The organism is Streptomyces sp. NPDC026575 (assembly GCF_055567415.1).
Genome location: NZ_JBVHQM010000014.1, coordinates 54619 through 70629, shown reverse-complemented (window position 1 = coordinate 70629; position 16011 = coordinate 54619). Strand labels below are relative to the sequence as shown.

Sequence of the window (16011 nt, the reverse complement as noted above, 5' to 3'; positions counted from 1 at the left end):
GAGGAGCCGGTCTCAGGTGGCGGGCCGCAGCCGCAGCCCCTGCATCCCCCCGTCCACGGCGAGGGCGGTCCCGGTGATGCCGGAGGCGGCCGGGGACGCCAAGGCGACGATGGCGGCGGCGACTTCGCCGGCGGTGACCATCCGGCCCATGGGCTGGCGGGCGTTGAGGGCGGCGCGTTCGGCCACCGGATCGGCGGCCCGGTCCAGCAGCCGACCGACCCAGGGGGTGTCGGCGGTGCCCGGGTTGACGCAGTTGACCCGGACGCCCTCGCGGACGTGGTCGGCGGCCATCGCGAGGGTCAGCGAGAGCACCGCGCCCTTGCTGGCGCTGTACAGGGCGCGCTGCGGCAGTCCCGCGGTGGCGGCGATGGAGCAGGTGTGGGTGATGGAGGCCCGGCCGGGGGACGCGGCGGCGCTGCGGCGCAGATGCGGCAGCGCGGCCCGCGCGGTGCGCACCAGGCCCAGCACATTCACGTCCAGCACCCGGCTCCACTGCGCGTCGTCGTTGTCCTCGACGGTGCCGACGGCGCCGATGCCCGCGTTGCCGACCAGGGTGTCCAGGGCGCCCAGCCGCTCCACGGCCTCCTCGACGGCGGCCCGTACGGCGGCGTCGGAGGTGACATCGGCCTGGAGGGGGACCGCCCCTGCGGGCGCCCCGGACGGGTCCAGGTCCAGCACCGCGACCTTGGCGCCGCGCGCCAGCAGCAGGGCGGCGGTCGCCGCCCCGATACCGGAGCCGCCGCCGGTGACGAGGGCGGCCATGCCCGCGAAGTCGCCCGGCGAGGAGCCGGTGTGCGCCGCGGCGCCGCCCGCGGAAGGGGTTCGGCTGCGCTCGCTCATACGGAGACCTCCTGCTCGCCGTGGTGCGGATGCGGTCCGTGCCGCCCCTGCCCTCCCCTCCGGGCACGCCATACGGGCCCGTCGGGGAAGCGGTGGGCGGCGATCGAGCCGGGCTTCATCCGGGCCGAGAAGCCGGGCGCGGTCGGGGCGCGGTAGCGGCCGCGGTCGATGACGACCGGGTCGGTGAAGTGGTCGTGCAGATGGTCGACGTACTCGATCACCCGGTCCTCCCAACTCCCCGAGACCGCCACGTAGTCGAACATCGCCAGATGCTGCACCAGCTCGCACAGGCCCACCCCGCCCGCGTGCGGGCAGACCGGTACGCCGTACTTGGCGGCCAGCAGCAGGATCGCGAGGTTCTCGTTGACCCCGGCCACCCGCGCCGCGTCGATCTGCACGAAGTCCACGGCGCCGGCCTGCAGCAGCTGCTTGAAGACCACCCGGTTGGCGACGTGTTCACCGGTGGCGACCTTCACGGGCTGCGCGGAGCGCACCGCGGCGTGCCCCAGCACATCGTCCGGGCTGGTCGGCTCCTCGATCCAGTGCGGGGCGTAGGGCGCGAGGGCGGTCATCCAGCGCACCGCCTCGGCCACGTCCCAGCGCTGGTTGGCGTCGACGGCGATCCGTACGCCGGGGCCGACCGCGTCCCTGGCCAGCCGCATCCGCCGCTTGTCGTCGTCGAGGTCGGCGCCCACCTTCAGCTTGATCTGGCCGAAGCCGTCGGCGACCGCCTCCTTGGCGAGCCGCACCAGCTTGGTGTCGTCGTAGCCGAGCCAGCCGGGCGAGGTGGTGTACGCGGGGTAGCCCTCGGCCTTGAGGCGGGCGGCGCGCTCGGCGCGGCCGGGCTCGGCGGCGCGCAGGATGGCCAGCGCCTCGTCGGGCGTCAGGGCGTCGGAGAGGTAGCGGAAGTCGACGAGCGCGACCAGCTCTTCGGGGGTCAGTTCGGCGAGGTACTCCCACACCGGCAGGCCCGCGCGGCCGGCGGCCAGGTCCCAGGCGGCGTTGACCACGGCGCCGGCCGCCATCTGCATCACGCCCTTGTCGGGGCCGAGCCAGCGCAGCTGGGAGTCGTGGGTGAGGTCGTGGTGCAGGGCGGCGAGGCCGGCGGCGGTGGCGGGTGCGGGGCGGCCGACGACGTACGGCTCCAGTGACCGGATCGCGGCGGCCATGACATCGTTGCCGCGCCCGATGGTGAAGCAGAGGCCGTGCCCCGGTGGTCCGCCGCCGGTGTGCAGGACCACGTAGGCGGCGGAGTAGTCGGGGTCCGGGTTCATGGCGTCCGAGCCGTCGAGCTGCTCCGAGGTGGGGAAGCGGACGTCATGGACCTCCAGCTCGGTGACGGTGTCGGTCACGGCCATGCGGATGCCCCCTGAGATGTTGCGGAAGAACATCGGACCTTTCTCGGTCATCCGATGTATAGACCCGCTCGTGAGAGCGCGTCCAGACCCTGTACGGAAGTTGAGCGAACGACACTGGTGACAGGTCGGATGAATCAGCACCCGTTCTTGCAGAGGGGCTGCGGACCGCCACCGCACACGCCGTAGTCTTGGTGACGCACGCAATGGAACTGCTGCCGGCGGCCGCCCCCACACGGCCCAACCGGTCGGAAGGAGGCGCTGGGTGATCGAGCTCGAGGGGGTGCCCGAGCTGATCGACCCGGTCATGGTGGCCGCGTTCGAAGGCTGGAACGACGCCGGCGACGCCGCCTCCGCCGCGGTCGCACACCTGGACCGGGAGTGGAAGGGCGAGGTCTTCGCCGCGCTGGACGCCGAGGACTACTACGACTTCCAGGTGAACCGCCCCACCGTCTTCCTGGACGGCGGGGTACGCAAGATCACCTGGCCGACGACCCGGCTCTCCGTCGTCCGCGTCGGCGATGCGAACGGCAAGGGGCGGGCCCGCGATCTGGTCCTGATCCGCGGGATCGAGCCCAGCATGCGCTGGCGCTCGTTCTGCAACGAAATCCTCGGCTTCGCCCATGAGTTGGGTGTGGAGATGCTGGTGGTGCTGGGCTCGCTGCTCGGCGACACCCCGCACACCCGCCCGGTGCCGGTCAGCGGGGTCACCTCCGACGCGGACCTCGCACGCCGGCTGGACCTGGAGGAGTCGCGCTACGAAGGCCCGACGGGCATCGTCGGCATCCTCCAGGAGGCGTGCACCCACGCGGGCGTGCCCGCGGTGAGCCTGTGGGCCGCGGTGCCGCACTACGTCTCCCAGCCGCCCAACCCCAAGGCCAGCCTCGCCCTGCTCAACCACCTGGAGGATCTGCTGGACATCAGCATCCCGCTCGGCGAGCTGAGCGAGGACGCGCGCGCCTGGCAGCTGGGCGTGGACCAACTGGCGGCCGAGGACAGCGAGGTCGCCGAGTACGTCCAGTCGCTGGAGGAGGCCCGGGACACGGCGGATCTGCCGGAGGCGTCCGGCGAGGCCATCGCCCGCGAGTTCGAGCGCTATCTGCGCCGCCGCGACCCGCAGGCCGGCCCCGGCGTGGCGTCCGAGGGCGGGCTCGGCGACAGCTCCTTCCTCCGCGACACCACCAGCGGACGCACCCGGCCGCCGCGGCCGGTGTCCAAGGAGCCGCGGGAGCCGAAGGAGCCGAGGGACACCGACGGCGACAAGGGCACCTCGGGCCCCACCACCGACGCGGACTCCGCCGACGGCGGGAAGCCGGAGGACGGCCCGGAGGACGGCGGCCGCTGACACCGGCCGGGACCGGGCGTCCCGCGCCGTGCGCTCACGGGAAAGGGGCGCTTTCGCCGGCCGGCGAAAGCGCCCCTGAGGACGGAAGTCAGCGAGTGGCCGTCACAGCGCCACCCCGAGGAGCGCGTCGACCGCACGCGAGACGAGGCCGGGTGCGCCCTCGTCGGTGCCGCCGTCGGCCTGCTGGGCGGCGGCCCAGCGGTCCACGGCGGCGAGGGCGGCCGGGGAGTCCAGGTCGTCGGCGAGCGCCGTGCGGATCTCCTCCAGGAGGGCGTCGGCGGACGGGCCGTCAGGCCGGGAGACCGCGGCGCGCCAGCGCGCCAGCCGGTCCACCGCCTCCTCCAGTACGGCGTCGGTCCACTCCCAGTCGGCGCGGTAGTGGTGGGCGAGCAGCGCGAGCCGGATCGCGGCCGGGTCGGTGCCGTCGCGCCGCACCTTGGAGACGAAGACCAGATTGCCCTTGGACTTGGACATCTTCTCGCCGTGCAGGGCCACCATCCCGGCGTGCACATACGCCTTGGCGAACGGGTGCTCGCCGGTGAGCGCCTGGGCGTGCGAGGCGCCCATCTCGTGGTGCGGGAAGGCGAGATCGGAGCCGCCGCCCTGCACGTCGAAGCCCATGCCGAGGTGGTCCAGGGCGATGGCGACGCACTCGATGTGCCAGCCGGGCCGGCCGCGGCCCAGCGAGCCGCCGTCCCAGCTCGGCTCGCCGTCGCGGGCGGCCATCCACAGCATCGGGTCGAGCGGGTTCTTCTTGCCCTCCCGCTCCGGGTCGCCGCCGCGCTCGGCGGAAAGCAGCCGCATCGCCTCGGCGTCCAGGCCGGAGACCTCGCCGAAGTGCGGGTCGGAGGCGACCGAGAAGTAGACGTCACCGTCCAGCTCGTAGGCGGCGCCGGCGTCGCGCAGCCGCTCCACCAGCGGGACGATGCCGGGTATCGACTCGACGGCGCCTATGTAGTGGCGCGGCGGCAGCATCCGCAGGGCCGTCATGTCCTCGCGGAACAGGGCGGTCTCGCGCTCGGCGAGCGCGGTCCAGTCGTCGCCGGTCTTCTCGGCCCGCTCCAGCAGCGGGTCGTCGACGTCGGTGACGTTCTGCACGTAGTGCACCTGGCGCTTCGTGTCGAGCCACACGCGCTGAACCAGGTCGAACGCGTTGTAGGTCGCCGCGTGCCCCATGTGGGTGGCGTCGTACGGCGTGATGCCGCAGACATAGATACGGGCGACGGGACCGGGGTCGAGGGTCACCCGGCCGCCGGTCGCGGTGTCGTGGATCCTCAGGTCGCGGCCCTGACCAGGCAGGGCGGGGACCTCAGAAGCGGGCCATGCATGCATGCCTTGAGCGTAACCGGACGGATGTTCCGCATACGAACCGGACCGGGGTCTTGGCCGGAAAGGCACTCTTGCGTTTGACGGCGGGACATGCCAGGAGCGTGCCGCGCCGCCGCATGGGATCAGACCGGCGGCCAGGGGATGGCGGGCCACTCGCCGCTCGGTTCGGGGTGCCGGCCGCTGCTCAGCAGCCCGGCCACCCGGGCCCGCAGCGCCTCGATCTCGGCATCCGTGATCAGTTCGGCCAGTCGGGCGGCGAGCGGCGCCGCCTCCCGCAGCGCCTCGCGAAGGCCCCTGAGGACCTCCAGGGCCTCGTCGGTCAGCGGCTCCCCCGCCCAGCCCCACAGCAGCGTGCGCAGCTTGTCCTCGGCGTTGAAGGTCACCCCGTGGTCGATGGCGAAGAACCGCCCGTCGGCGCCGGGCAGCAGATGGCCGCCCTTGCGATCACCGTTGTTGATCACCGCGTCGAGCACCGCGAGCCGCCGCAGCCGCGGATGGTCGGCGTGCACCAGCAGCGCGGTGCGGCCCTCGCCGAGCTGGGCGAAGCCGACGGCCTTCCAGCCGGGCCCCGGCTCCTCGCCCTCCACCAGCGCCAGCAGCTCGGGCACCTCGTCGCTGCTCTCCGGCGGGTCGATCCACTCCTGGACCATGCCGGTGCCGTACGGGCCGTCGCGCAGCACCGTCGGCGGGATCAGGTCCCAGCCGCAGGCGCGGGAGACCTCGTAGGCCGCGACCTCGCGCTGGGCGAGGGTGCCGTCGGGGAAGTCCCACAGCGGTCGCTCGCCGGCGACCGGCTTGTAGACGCAGGCGGCGCTGCGGCCGTCGTGCGCGACCGTGCAGTACAGCACGGCGTTGGACGCCTCCTGGATGCGGCCGCGCACGGTCAGCTCCCCTTCGAGGAGCACCTCCCGCGCCGCCGTCGCCGCGCCTTCGGAAGCCTCGGTGACCGGTTCGGTCCCCTCCGCGGCGTCCTGCACGGCGCTCAGGCGTCCCGTCGGTATCCGTTCTGGCGCGGACATACGTGTCCCTCCGGGTCGAGCGGCAGGCTGCACAGCGGGCACGGCGGGCGGCCGGCGTTGACGACTTCCAGTGCCCGCTTGGCGAACGCCCTGGCCATGGTTCCGGTGAGGCGCACCCGCAGCATCGGCGGACCGTTCTCGTCGTCCTGGAGCAGCCGCTCCTCGGCGTCGGCGAGGTCCTCCTCGCTGTCGGCGTCCAGCTCGACCAGGGCCTGCGCCTCGACGATCATCCGCTCGTCCTCGCCGTCCCAGGCCAGCGCCATCGTCCCGACCCGGAACTCCTCCTCGACGGGCGTCTCCAGCGGGGCGGTGTCGGCCAGCTCGGTGGGCGAGACGGCGGGGACCGGGGCGTTGCCGCCGCTGCGCCGCACGACCTCGTCCAGCAGCTCGTCGATCCGCTCGGCGAGCGCTGCGACCTGCGTCTTCTCCAGGGCGACGCTGGTGGTGCGGCCGGCCGCGGTGGCCTGGAGGTAGAAGCTACGGCGGCCAGGCAGCCCGACCGTGCCGGCCACGAAGCGGTCCGGCGAGTCGTAGAAGAACACCTGACGGGACAACGTCCTGCTCCGATTGCTCGACTGCGGGGTCACTGCGGTCGCTGCACGTCCTGCGGACCGCAGGGGCGTGGCGGGCAGCGCCGTCGCACCACCCTACTGCGCCGACTGATCACGCTGCGCCCGCACCACCGCCGACGGCCCCGTCCCGGTCGGCCGCGGCGGCGCCGTCCTCACGGGGCGCGAGCGATCCGAAGTCGCCGGTGTCGCCGAGGCGCACCAGGTAGGGGCGCAGCCGGGTGTAGCGGATCACGGTGACCGAGCAGGGCTCGACCGAGACCCGCTGGAAGAGGTCGAGGTGCAGGCCCAGCGCGTCGGCGACCAGGGCCTTGATGATGTCGCCGTGCGAGCACATGGCGTAGGTCGCCTCGGGGCCGTGGGCGTCCTCGATGCGGGCGTTCCAGTCGCGCACCGCGTCCACCGCGCGGGCCTGCATGGCGCGCATCGACTCGCCGCCGGGGAAGGCGGCCGCGGAGGGGTGCTGCTGGACGACCTCCATCAGCGGCTCGTCACCGAGTTCGGCGAGTTTGCGGCCCGACCAGTCGCCGTAGTCGCACTCGCTGATCCGGTCCTCGATGTGCAGCGTGAGCCAGGGCCGGGCGTCCAGCAGCGGCGCCACGGTCTCCCGGCAGCGCTGCAGCGGGCTGGAGACGACGGCGGTCAGCGGCACCTGCGCCAGGCGGGCGGGCAGCGCGGCGGACTGGGCGGCGCCGTGCTCGTCGAGGGCGACGCCGGGCGAGCGGCCGGCGAGCACTCCGGCGGTGTTGGCGGTGGAGCGGCCGTGGCGCACCAGGATCAGCGTGGGCATGACCGCAGCCTACGTTCCGGATGCGCCTTTCTGGCAGGTGGCCGCGGTACGCGCGAGAATGCCAGGTGTGATCGTGGACTGCGCCATCTACCGGGAGGGCCGCCGCACCGACTGCGCGGCCGACTTCTCCGGTGCCCTGGCGGCGGCGCGGGCCGAGGGCCACTCCTTCCTGTGGCTGGGGATGTACGAGCCCACGGAGGAGGAGTTCGACCTCGTCAGGTCCGAGTTCGCGCTGCATCCGCTGGCGGTCGAGGACGCGCTGCACGCGCATCAGCGGCCGAAGCTGGAGGTCTACGACGATTCGCTGTTCATGGTGCTGAAGCCGATCACCTACGACGTCGAGGCCGACACGGTGACCGCGTCGGAGCTGATGGTCTTCGTGGGCGACGCGTTCGTCGTCACCGTCCGGCACGGCCGGACCAGTCCCCTGGCGGCGGTGCGGCGCCAGCTGGAGGACCATCCGGAGATCCTGCGGCACGGCCCGGGGGCGGTGCTGTACGCGGTCAGCGACGCGGTGGTCGACCACTACATCGAGGTGGCCGCCGAACTCCAGGTGGACATGGAGGAGTTGGAGGCGGAGGTGTTCGCTCCGGTGCGCGGCCACGACACCCGCAACACCGCCGCCCAGATCTACTCCTTCAAGCGCGAGGTGCTCGAATTCCGGCGGGCGACCGGCCCGTTGGCGGAGCCGATGGCCCGCCTGCAGAACCCCGGGGTGCCGTTCGTGCACGACCACGCCCGGCCCTTCTTCCGCGACGTCGACGACCACCTCACCCGCGCCAACGAGTCGGTGGAGGCCCTGGACCGGCTGCTCTCGGACATCCTCGCCGCCCATCTGGCGCAGATGGGCGTGCGGCAGAACGACGATATGCGCAAGATCTCGGCCTGGGCGGCGCTGGCGGCCGTGCCCACGCTGATCGCCGGTGTCTACGGCATGAACTTCGACGACATGCCGGAGCTGCGGTGGTCTCTGGGCTATCCGGCGATCCTCGTGCTGATGGCCCTCATCGAGGTGTCGCTCTACCGGCTGTTCAAGCACCGCGGCTGGCTGTGAGTCCCCCCGCGGCCCGGTGGCCGGGCCGGACCGGGCGGACCTCCGGTGCGGCCCAGGCGCCCTAGGCGAACTCCGGTGCGGAGCCGGCCGGTCCGCCCAGCGCGTTCCGCCGCTCGGGCATCTGCAGGGTGACCATCCGCCGCCAGCCGCCCAGCCGCTCGTAGCCGTACATCGCCCCGATGCCGGCCACGAGCGTGGCGGACTTCGCCTTCGGCCAGCCCAGGAGCCGGCCCATGTGGTCCATCACGGCCAGGCTGACGTCCCGGTAGACGGCGATCTCGGCGCGGGCGCATTCGTGCAGGGTCCGCTGGATGGTCCGGCCGTGCCCGGCGTGCGCCAGCCGGAGCAGCTCCTCGTGGCAGTAGGCGAGGTGGTTGTCCTCGTCGTGCGAGATCATCCGGATCGCCTTGCCCACCTCGGGGTGGTCGCCGAAGTACCTGGTGAGCGTCTCCATCTGGTCGGCGGCGCGCTGCTCGGTGACCCGGCTGTGCGCGAGATAGGTGATGACGTCCAGCTCGCCGAGCGGCTCGTCGCGGCGCAGCCTGTCATGCGCCAGGCCGATGCCCCGCCGCTCCAGCAGCATCGTGTAGTCGGTCTCGTCGGGGACCTCGACGGGGGTCATCCCGCGCTTGCGCAGCAGACCGAGGAAGATCCGGCCGTGCTTGTCCTCGTCGGCGCCGTGCCGGGTGACCTTGGGCGCCAGATCGCGCATCGACCCGGGCAGCAGCGCGGCGATCCGGCCGTTCTCCCAGCCTCCCTGGGCCTCACCGCTCGCCGCGATGGAACAGAACAGCCGGTAGGTGTCGTCGTTGTCGACGATCTCCTGGAACAGGCTTCGGGCCGAGAACATCTGCGCCACCTCCGCATGGACACACCCGTAAAGGAATAGTCAAGTCGGGTGTGTCGGGGGCGGCAACCGGAACGGCCGTCCGTTGATCCGTTCGGATGACGCCCGCCCGGCGGCGGGTGCGTAACCGGCGCGCCGGTCGCCGCGTTGTGCAGCATGACGGCCGTGGCGGGGAAGATCCCCCGAGCCCCCACCACGGCCGCAGGGTTCGCGGGCCCGGCGCTCCTGGCGCCGGGCCCGCCGCATGCCCGGACCCCTTACGCCAGGCCGGCCCGCTCCAGGGCCTCGGTCCCGGCCCGCAGCGAGGCCAGCCGGTCCTCCAGGCTGAAGCCGGCCGGCGCCAGCGTCAGGGTGGTCACGCCGGCCGCGGCGTAGGCCTGCATGCGGTCGGCGATCCGCTCGACGGAGCCGAGGAGCGTGGTCTGGTCGATCAGCCGCTCCGGGATCGCGGCGGCGGCGCCTTCCTTGTCGCCGGACAGGTACTTGTCCTGGATCTCGGCGGCTTCCTTCTCGTAGCCCATGCGCCGGGCGAGCTTGTTGTAGAAGTTCTGCTGCCGGCTGCCCATACCGCCGACGTACAGGGCGGTGTACGGGCGGAACATGTCGGCCAGCGCGCCGACGTCGCCGTCCGCACCCACGGCCAGCGGCAGCGTCGGGCAGACGTCGAAGCCCTCCAGCGTCTTGCCCGCCTTCTCGCGGCCGGCCCGGAGGGGGACGATCGCGGTCTCCTCCAGGTGCTCGGCGGACGGAAAGATCAGCAGCGCGCCGTCGGCGATCTCACCGGTCTGCGCCAGGTTCTTCGGGCCGATCGCGGCGATGTAGAGCGGGATGTGCTCGCGCTGCGGGTGGACCGTGAGCTTGAGCGGCTTGCCGAGGCCGCCGGGCAGCGGCAGCGTCCAGTGCTCGCCCTCATAGGAGAGCCGCTCGCGCGTCATGGCCTTACGGACGATGTCCACGTACTCGCGGGTGCGCGCCAGCGGCTTGTCGAACTTCACGCCGTACCAGCCCTCGGAGACCTGCGGGCCCGAGACGCCGAGGCCGAGCCGGAAGCGGCCGCCGGAGAGCGAGTCCAGGGTGGCGGCCGTCATGGCGGTCATCGCGGGCGTGCGCGCCGGGATCTGGAAGATCGCCGAGCCGATGTCGATCCGCTCGGTCTGGGCGGCGACCCAGGAGAGCACGGTGGCGGCGTCGGAGCCGTATGCCTCGGCGGCCCAGCAGACGGAGTAGCCGAGGCGGTCGGCCTCCTGCGCGACCGCGAGATTGTCGGAGTCCATCCCGGCGCCCCAGTAGCCGAGGTTGATGCCAAGCCTCATGCCGCTCCCCTTACCGATCAGTAACGTCGCTGTTGCCGGGGACTGTAGCGCGCACCGCCGCCGGGCGTCATCGGCGGGTTGTCCACAGGTCCCCTGATCCTGCGCCATGGCCAGTAATCTCAGGCCCATGGAGCAAAGGCACCTCGGCCGAACGGGCCTTCGCGTGTCGCGACTCGGGCTCGGCACCCTGAACTGGGCCCGCGACACGGACGAGCAGGAAGCCGCCGAGCAGCTCAAGGTGTTCTGGGAGGCCGGCGGCACCCTCGTGGACACCGCCGACATCTACGCCGACGGAGGCGCCGAACTCCTCCTGGGCCGGCTGACGGAGGAGCTCGTTCCGCGTGCCGACCTGGTGATCGCCACCAAGGCCGGCAGCGTCCTGGAGGCCCACCGCCGGGTCGACGGATCCCGGCGCCACCTCCTCGCCGCCCTCGACGCCTCCCTGGAGCGGCTGGGCACCGACTACGTCGACCTGTGGCAGCTGCACGCCTTCGATCCGCACACGCCGTTGGAGGAGACCCTCCAGGCCCTCGACCTCGCCGTCTCCAGCGGCCGGGCGCGCTATGTGGGGCTGTCGAACTTCTCCGGCTGGCAGCTCGCCAAGGCCGCCACCTGGCAGCTCGCGGCGCCCGGTATACGCAACCGCCCGGCGAGCACGCAGATGGAGTACTCCCTCCTGCAGCGCGGCATCGAGCGCGAGGTGCTGCCGGCGGCGCTGGACCTGGGCATCGGCGTACTGCCGTCCTCGCCGCTCGGCCGGGGCGTGCTGACCGCCAAGTACCGCCATGCCACCCCGGCCGACTCGCGCGGCGCCTCGGAGCATCTGGCGGCGTTCGTCGCGCCCTATCTGGACGAGACCGCCGGCCGGGTCGTCGACGCGGTGACGACCGCCGCCGACGGACTGGCCGTCACCCCCCTCCAGGTCGCGCTCTCCTGGGTCCGCGACCGCCCCGGAGTGACCGCGCCGATCCTCGGCGCCCGCACAGCGCAGCAGCTCAGAGCGGCATTGTCAGTGGAGGCCCTTAGTCTTCCTGACGAGATCCGCCGGGCGCTGGACGATGTGTCGGCCCCGGTGCACCACTACCCCGACCACGACTGGAGCACGCTGTGAGTACCGACCGCCTGGCCGGCGAGACCCCGCCCGAGCAGGAGGGCGCGGCCGGGACCGCGGACACCCGCAAGGCCGATGCCGCGGCGGGTCCGGGCGAGGCGGGTCCGGGCGAGGCGGCGCAGCAGGCCCCGGCTGCCGGGTCCGGCAAGGCGACCGCGGAGGCGCTGGCGGCGGCGGTGCGTGCCGTGGAGAGCGGCGAGCGCTCGGCCGCCTCGTTCTTCACCTCCCCGCGCCCCGCGCCGGCCGCGCCCCCCGCCGGTCCGGACCGGAGCACTCCGGCCGCCGGCGGCCTGGCCCCGCAGGCCGGCCCGGCGGGCCCGGCCCCGGAGGTGGCGCGCCAGCGCACCGCACAGGCCACCGCGGCCCCGGCCCGTCCCCCTCTCGGGGACGCCGGCGCGCCCGGTCCCGGCGGCCCGGCGACGCCCACCGCTCCCGCGCCCCGCCCCGTCGCTCCCCCCGCCCCCGGCCTGGACGGCGTACGGCAGGTCCTCGCGGCGGGCGGCGCCCCGGAGGCGCTGGCGGAGAAGGCCGCCGAAGTGCTCGGCGAGCGGGCCGCCGAGGCGCTCGGCGAGGATCCCTGGCAGCTGCTCGCCGTGCCCGGGGTGCGGCCCGAGCAGGCCGACGGCTTCGCGCGGGCGCTGCTCGGCGGCTCCGCCGGGCCCGGCGACGAGCGGCGCGCACAGGCGCTGGTCGGCTGGCTGCTGGAGCAGGCCGCCCTCGCGGGGCACTCCGCCCTGGAGGCGTCCGCGCTGCGGGCGGCGCTCGCCCAGCGCTCGGTGCCCGACCCCGACGACGCCCTGCAGACCGCCATCGCGGAGGGCGCGGTGCTGGTCTTCCAGGACGCCATCGAGGAGCCGGGCCGGGCCCGGCCGGCGACGGGCGACGACGAGGAGGAGGCGGAGCAGCCGGTCCGGGTCCTGCTGGGCCTGGACCGCTTCGCCATGGCCGAGGAGAGCGTCGCCGACGGCCTGGCGCGGCTGCTCAACACCTTCGAGCCGGTCCCCGACCCGCAGCAGGGTCCGGCGGACGGGCCGGGAGAGGACGGCGACGGAACCACCGACGGTGCGGCGGACACGGAGGCCGACGCCCCGGAGGCCGACGCCCCGGACGCGGACGAGCCGGTGGGCGGCTCGGACGACGCCGCGGAGCGGGTGGCCGGCGACGAGGAGGCGGCGCCGGTCCGCCCCTCCCCCGCGGCCTGGGAGGCCGCTGCGGCCGCCGCCCCCTCGCCGTCGGCCGCGGAGCTGATCCGCGCCGCCGCGCACAGCGGCCTGGTGGCGCACACCGGCGCGGAGGCCGCCCGCGCCGAACCCGCCGCGCTGATCGCCGCGGCCCGCTCGCTGGGCCTGCGGGCCTTCGGCGCCACCCACACCGAAGACGGCCGCCGGCGGCTGGCCGCCCACCTCGCCGAGAGCGCGCCGGATGCCGCCGGCTCCGCGGAGCCGGACGCCGCGGCGGTGACCGTATCCGGCCTGCTGTCCGGGCAGCAGGGACCGGGCCGGGACACGGACGGCGCCCTCGCGCTCGACCTGCTGGTGGTGCTGGACGCCCCGCAGCTGGATCTGGAGACCGCCGCGCTGCTGGTCGAGTCGCTGACCGACGGCACCCGGCTGGTCCTCAGCGGCGACCCCGGAGTCCTGTGGTCCGCCGGCCCCGGACGCCTCTTCGCCGACCTCCTCGCGACCCGCTTCTGCCCCCAGGTCGCCTCCCGTACACCGGACTTCGGCCCGATCGGCGAGCTGGTCTCGGGCATCGGCATCGGCGAACTGAGCCAGGTCGAGGCGCCCGGCAAGGAGGTGGTGATCGTCCCGGTGCGCGACGCGGGCGAGGCGGTGCACCGCACCGTCCAGCTGGTCGCCGACTCCGTCCCCAGGGCGCTCGGTGTCCCCGCGGACCACACCCAGGTCATCACGGTCGGCCACGGCGGAGCGGCCGGCACCCGCGCGCTGAACGCCGCGCTCAAGGAACGGCTCAATCCCGGCCCCGGCCGGTTCGGCGGCTTCGACCCCGGCGACCGCGTGGCCTACGCCCCGGCACCCGGCCGTACGGTGCCCGCTACGGTCACCGGCGCGGACGCCGCGGGCCTGCATCTGGACTGCGCCGGCGGCGCGGTCGTCGTACCGCGCGAGCAGGTCGGCGCCGGAGCCGTCCGGCACGGCTGGGCGCTCACCGCCCATCAGGCGGCCGGCACACGCTGGCCGGCCGCGGTGGTCGTACTGCCCGGTGACGCGGCCGCCGGCCTGACCCGGGCCTGGGTCTACACCGCTTTCAGCCGCGGCGAGCGGCATCTCTCGGTCGTCCAGGGCGCCGACCAGGCGCTGCCGCGCGCCGTCGCCGAGGTCCCCGTCAAGGAGCGCACCACCCGGCTGCGCGCACTGCTCCAGCTGCAGAGCGTGCAGACCGCCGAGGAGGCCCCGGCGGCCGGCTGAGCCCCGGCAGCGGCCCGCCCCCGCACACACCACCGCCCCGGATCATCGGCGAAGACTCCGAAGGTCCGGGGCGGCGGCGTACACGGATCAGCAGGCGGCGTCGGCGGGGCCGGGCGCCGCCCCGGTCTCCCTCACCGTTCGTGCTCCAGCGGCTCCAGCAGGTCGTCGTCGCCCAGCTCCTCGTCGAAGACCGCGCTGACGTCGAAGCGGCACACCACCCGCTGGGGATCGGCCTGGTCGAACGGTGCGGACAGCCACTCCCCCGGCTCTGCCGGGTCGTCGGCGGCCGCCACCCACAGCGTGGAGTCGCCCTCCTCCAGGCCGAACTCCTTGTGCCGGGAGGCGATCTCGTCCGGTTCGAACTCCCCGAACAGCACGCCGAGCGCCGCGTGCACACTGCTGCCCACGACCCCGGCGGCATCGGCGCCCTTGGCCCCGGCGTCGTCGGCGGCGTCCGGATCGAGATCGGCGACGCGCTGTGCCTGGTGCAGCAGCCGCTGCGGTGCGGCGACCGTGTAGTCGCGCCGGATCAGCACGCTCAGCGCGCTCGGCTCCTCCGGGCCCGCGTAGGCGGGCAGCGCGTCGTTCCCGGGGATCTCGAAGGGCGTGACCTCGTCGTAGGTGTCGTACAGCAGCTCGTCGTAGACCTCAGCCGCCGCGGCGAGCTCGTCGAACGCGGCGTAGACAGCCGGATCGTCCTGCCCCGAGCGGCGTTCCACCGCGTCGAGGTGACGGTCCAGCGCGGCTTTTACCGCCTCGGCGGCGGCACGTACCTCGGCAGCGGAAGGCTGCGCAGCATCAGACATAGTGCAGACGCTATCCGTACCGGGGCCGGTCCCGCACAATAGATGCGATGCCGGAATACGAATTCTGCGATGTGTATGTGCCCCGGGGTGTCTCCCGCAAGGCCACCACACGCCTGCTGACCGACCATGCCGAGTACGGACACTGGGAGTTGGACCGACTGCGCCTGAATCCGGACGGCAGCCGCAAGGTGCGGCTGCGCCGCCGGATCATCCGCCAGCTCCGTGCCACATGGTGATCTCCACCGACCGGTGACAACGGCAGAGCGGGCCCCGTTCCGACGGGACCCGCTCCGTGATGCGCCTCGGTACCGTCCGCAGCCGGTCGGCGGCGGACGGTGCACACCCGGCGCGGTCCGCGGACGATCACCGACGCGCGCGCTCCCGCGCGTGGCCCCGTCCGCGGACGATGATCAAGGCGCGCTCTTCCGTGCCTTGCGGTACAGCACCGCGCCCCCCAGCAACAGGCCCGCGGCGGCCGGCACCGCGTAGCCCAGCGCACCGGCGCCGGTCTGCGCGAGCTGCTGCCCGGGGGACTGCGGGGGCGTCACGGGCCGGCCGTGCGAGGCCGGCTGCGGCCGCGCTCCGGGCCCCTGCGGGGTCTCCTGGCCACCGTGGCCCGGCTTCTCCTGCCCCGGCTTCCCCGGGTGCTCGGGCTTGCCCGGGTGGTGCGAGTGGCCCGGCTTCTCATGACCCGGGTTTCCCGGATGGTGGGGCTTGCCGGGGTGATGCGGCTTCCCGGGGTGGTGCGGCTTGCCCGGGTGGTGCGGCTTGCCCGGGTGATGGGGCTGGCCCGGGTGGTCCGGCCCCTGCGGCGACTCGTTGGCGCAGTCGTTGCCGAACGTCGGGTTCAGCACCCCGACGACATCGACGGAGTTGCCACAGACATTCACCGGCACGTCCACCGGCACCTGAACATTGTTCCCGGACCCGACACCAGGCGAGTCGGACGCCTCACCAGAGGCACTCCCCCCGCCATGACCGTGACCCTGGTGGTGACCGTGCCCGCCACCACCGTTGGCGCAGTCGTTGCCGAACGTCGGGTTCAGCACCCCGACCACATCGACGGAGTTGCCACAGACGTTCACCGGCACGTCCACCGGCGCCTGGACATTGTTCCCGGACCCGACACCAGGCGAGTCGGACGCCTCACCAGAGGCACTCCCCCCGCCATGACCGTGACCCTGGTGGTGACCGTGCCCGCCAC

Annotated in this window: 15 protein-coding genes; 5 read left to right on the top strand and 10 right to left on the bottom strand. The window is 73.8% G+C overall.

The features are described from left to right. Positions 1 to 12 precede the first annotated feature (12 nt). Both ACZ4NB_RS20585 and ACZ4NB_RS20580 read right to left on the bottom strand, forming a co-directional pair. Entirely contained in the window at positions 13 to 762 is a 750-nt protein-coding gene (locus ACZ4NB_RS20585) for an SDR family NAD(P)-dependent oxidoreductase (RefSeq protein ID WP_467663682.1), read from the bottom strand. Between the two features lie 74 nt (positions 763 to 836). Next, positions 837 to 2192: an enolase C-terminal domain-like protein gene (locus ACZ4NB_RS20580; RefSeq protein WP_467663680.1), complete on the bottom strand. Its 1356-nt coding sequence runs from the start codon at positions 2190 to 2192 to the stop codon at positions 837 to 839. 268 nt (positions 2193 to 2460) lie between these two features. On the opposite strand from ACZ4NB_RS20580, the gene ACZ4NB_RS20575 reads away from it, so the two are divergent. Then, positions 2461 to 3540 (top strand): PAC2 family protein, encoded by a 1080-nt coding sequence (locus ACZ4NB_RS20575; RefSeq protein ID WP_467663450.1) that lies wholly within the window; start codon positions 2461 to 2463, stop codon positions 3538 to 3540. A 102-nt stretch (positions 3541 to 3642) separates the two neighbouring features. Here ACZ4NB_RS20575 and mshC read toward each other — a convergent pair whose 3' ends face one another. From mshC to ACZ4NB_RS20555, 4 genes are all read right to left on the bottom strand, one after another. After that, positions 3643 to 4872 carry a cysteine--1-D-myo-inosityl 2-amino-2-deoxy-alpha-D-glucopyranoside ligase gene (gene mshC, locus ACZ4NB_RS20570; protein ID WP_467663448.1) on the bottom strand — a complete coding sequence of 410 codons (1230 nt, stop codon included), beginning with the start codon at positions 4870 to 4872 and terminating at the stop codon, positions 3643 to 3645. Between the two features lie 119 nt (positions 4873 to 4991). Then, complete coding sequence (locus ACZ4NB_RS20565; RefSeq protein ID WP_467663446.1) at positions 4992 to 5888, bottom strand: SCO1664 family protein; 897 nt, start codon at positions 5886 to 5888, stop codon at positions 4992 to 4994. Next, positions 5852 to 6442 carry a DUF3090 domain-containing protein gene (locus tag ACZ4NB_RS20560; RefSeq protein WP_384438939.1) on the bottom strand — a complete coding sequence of 197 codons (591 nt, stop codon included), beginning with the start codon at positions 6440 to 6442 and terminating at the stop codon, positions 5852 to 5854. The genes ACZ4NB_RS20565 and ACZ4NB_RS20560 overlap by 37 nt, the downstream gene beginning before the upstream one ends. A 109-nt stretch (positions 6443 to 6551) precedes the next feature. After that, positions 6552 to 7247, bottom strand: a complete 696-nt coding sequence (locus tag ACZ4NB_RS20555) for a histidine phosphatase family protein (RefSeq protein ID WP_467663444.1) — start codon at positions 7245 to 7247, stop codon at positions 6552 to 6554. Positions 7248 to 7305: 58 nt separating this feature from the next. Between ACZ4NB_RS20555 and corA the strand changes: the two genes are divergently transcribed. Continuing rightward, positions 7306 to 8301, top strand: a complete 996-nt coding sequence (gene corA, locus ACZ4NB_RS20550) for a magnesium/cobalt transporter CorA (protein WP_467663678.1) — start codon at positions 7306 to 7308, stop codon at positions 8299 to 8301. Positions 8302 to 8362: 61 nt separating this feature from the next. On the opposite strand, the gene ACZ4NB_RS20545 is transcribed toward corA, so the two are convergent. After that, the gene (locus tag ACZ4NB_RS20545) at positions 8363 to 9151 is read right to left on the bottom strand and encodes a ferritin-like domain-containing protein (protein ID WP_467663442.1); all 789 of its coding nucleotides are present in this window, start codon (positions 9149 to 9151) and stop codon (positions 8363 to 8365) included. A gap of 254 nt (positions 9152 to 9405) precedes the next feature. Further along, positions 9406 to 10461, bottom strand: a complete 1056-nt coding sequence (locus ACZ4NB_RS20540) for an LLM class F420-dependent oxidoreductase (RefSeq protein ID WP_467663440.1) — start codon at positions 10459 to 10461, stop codon at positions 9406 to 9408. A gap of 127 nt (positions 10462 to 10588) precedes the next feature. Here ACZ4NB_RS20540 and ACZ4NB_RS20535 point away from each other — a divergent pair, with 127 nt between their 5' ends. Then, on the top strand, positions 10589 to 11572 hold the full coding sequence (locus tag ACZ4NB_RS20535) for an aldo/keto reductase (RefSeq protein WP_467663439.1): 984 nt from the start codon (positions 10589 to 10591) through the stop codon (positions 11570 to 11572). Then, positions 11557 to 14001: a helix-hairpin-helix domain-containing protein gene (locus tag ACZ4NB_RS20530; protein WP_467663676.1), complete on the top strand. Its 2445-nt coding sequence runs from the start codon at positions 11557 to 11559 to the stop codon at positions 13999 to 14001. Before ACZ4NB_RS20535 ends, ACZ4NB_RS20530 begins: the two co-directional genes overlap by 16 nt. A gap of 131 nt (positions 14002 to 14132) precedes the next feature. Here ACZ4NB_RS20530 and ACZ4NB_RS20525 read toward each other — a convergent pair whose 3' ends face one another. Then, positions 14133 to 14807 carry a hypothetical protein gene (locus ACZ4NB_RS20525; RefSeq protein ID WP_467663437.1) on the bottom strand — a complete coding sequence of 225 codons (675 nt, stop codon included), beginning with the start codon at positions 14805 to 14807 and terminating at the stop codon, positions 14133 to 14135. A 47-nt stretch (positions 14808 to 14854) separates the two neighbouring features. On the opposite strand from ACZ4NB_RS20525, the gene ACZ4NB_RS20520 reads away from it, so the two are divergent. Continuing rightward, on the top strand, positions 14855 to 15043 hold the full coding sequence (locus tag ACZ4NB_RS20520) for a DUF5703 family protein (RefSeq protein WP_030416245.1): 189 nt from the start codon (positions 14855 to 14857) through the stop codon (positions 15041 to 15043). A 174-nt stretch (positions 15044 to 15217) separates the two neighbouring features. Here ACZ4NB_RS20520 and ACZ4NB_RS20515 read toward each other — a convergent pair. After that, positions 15218 to 16011 (bottom strand): chaplin (locus ACZ4NB_RS20515; protein WP_467663435.1); only part of this gene is annotated, 794 nt, incomplete at its 5' end.